The organism is Vibrio sp. 10N.222.55.C6, assembly GCF_041473395.1.
Lineage (GTDB): Bacteria > Pseudomonadota > Gammaproteobacteria > Enterobacterales > Vibrionaceae > Vibrio > Vibrio crassostreae_C.
The window spans coordinates 1-273 of record NZ_JBFRSD010001308.1; the positions used below are offsets into that span (position 1 = coordinate 1).

1 protein-coding gene is annotated in these 273 nt (G+C 48.4%); it reads left to right on the plus strand.

Annotated features, from left to right (window positions below; all coding sequences use genetic code 11):
- On the plus strand, positions 1 to 273 hold a 273-nt coding region (locus AB4486_RS28655; RefSeq protein ID WP_372120227.1), incomplete at both ends, for a LysE family translocator.

Below are 273 nucleotides of genomic sequence, written 5' to 3' on the forward strand. Positions count from 1 at the left end.
GCAACCATTGTTGGTTTAGCCGTTGTGCTTGAGCAATCACCCACGTTGTTCAAAGGCATTAGTTTAGCGGGTGCAGCGTATCTGCTTTATCTCGGCGTGAATGCGTTGCGTTCGAAAGGTGGTGTTGCCGCGAAATTGGAAGCGGGTGAGCAGATGAGTTACATGCAGTCTGCTCGCGAGGCTTTCTTGATCTCTATCTTGAGCCCAAAAATCGCGCTGTTCTTCATCGCTCTGTTTAGCCAATTTGTTGCGTTAGGTAATGAACTGACCAAT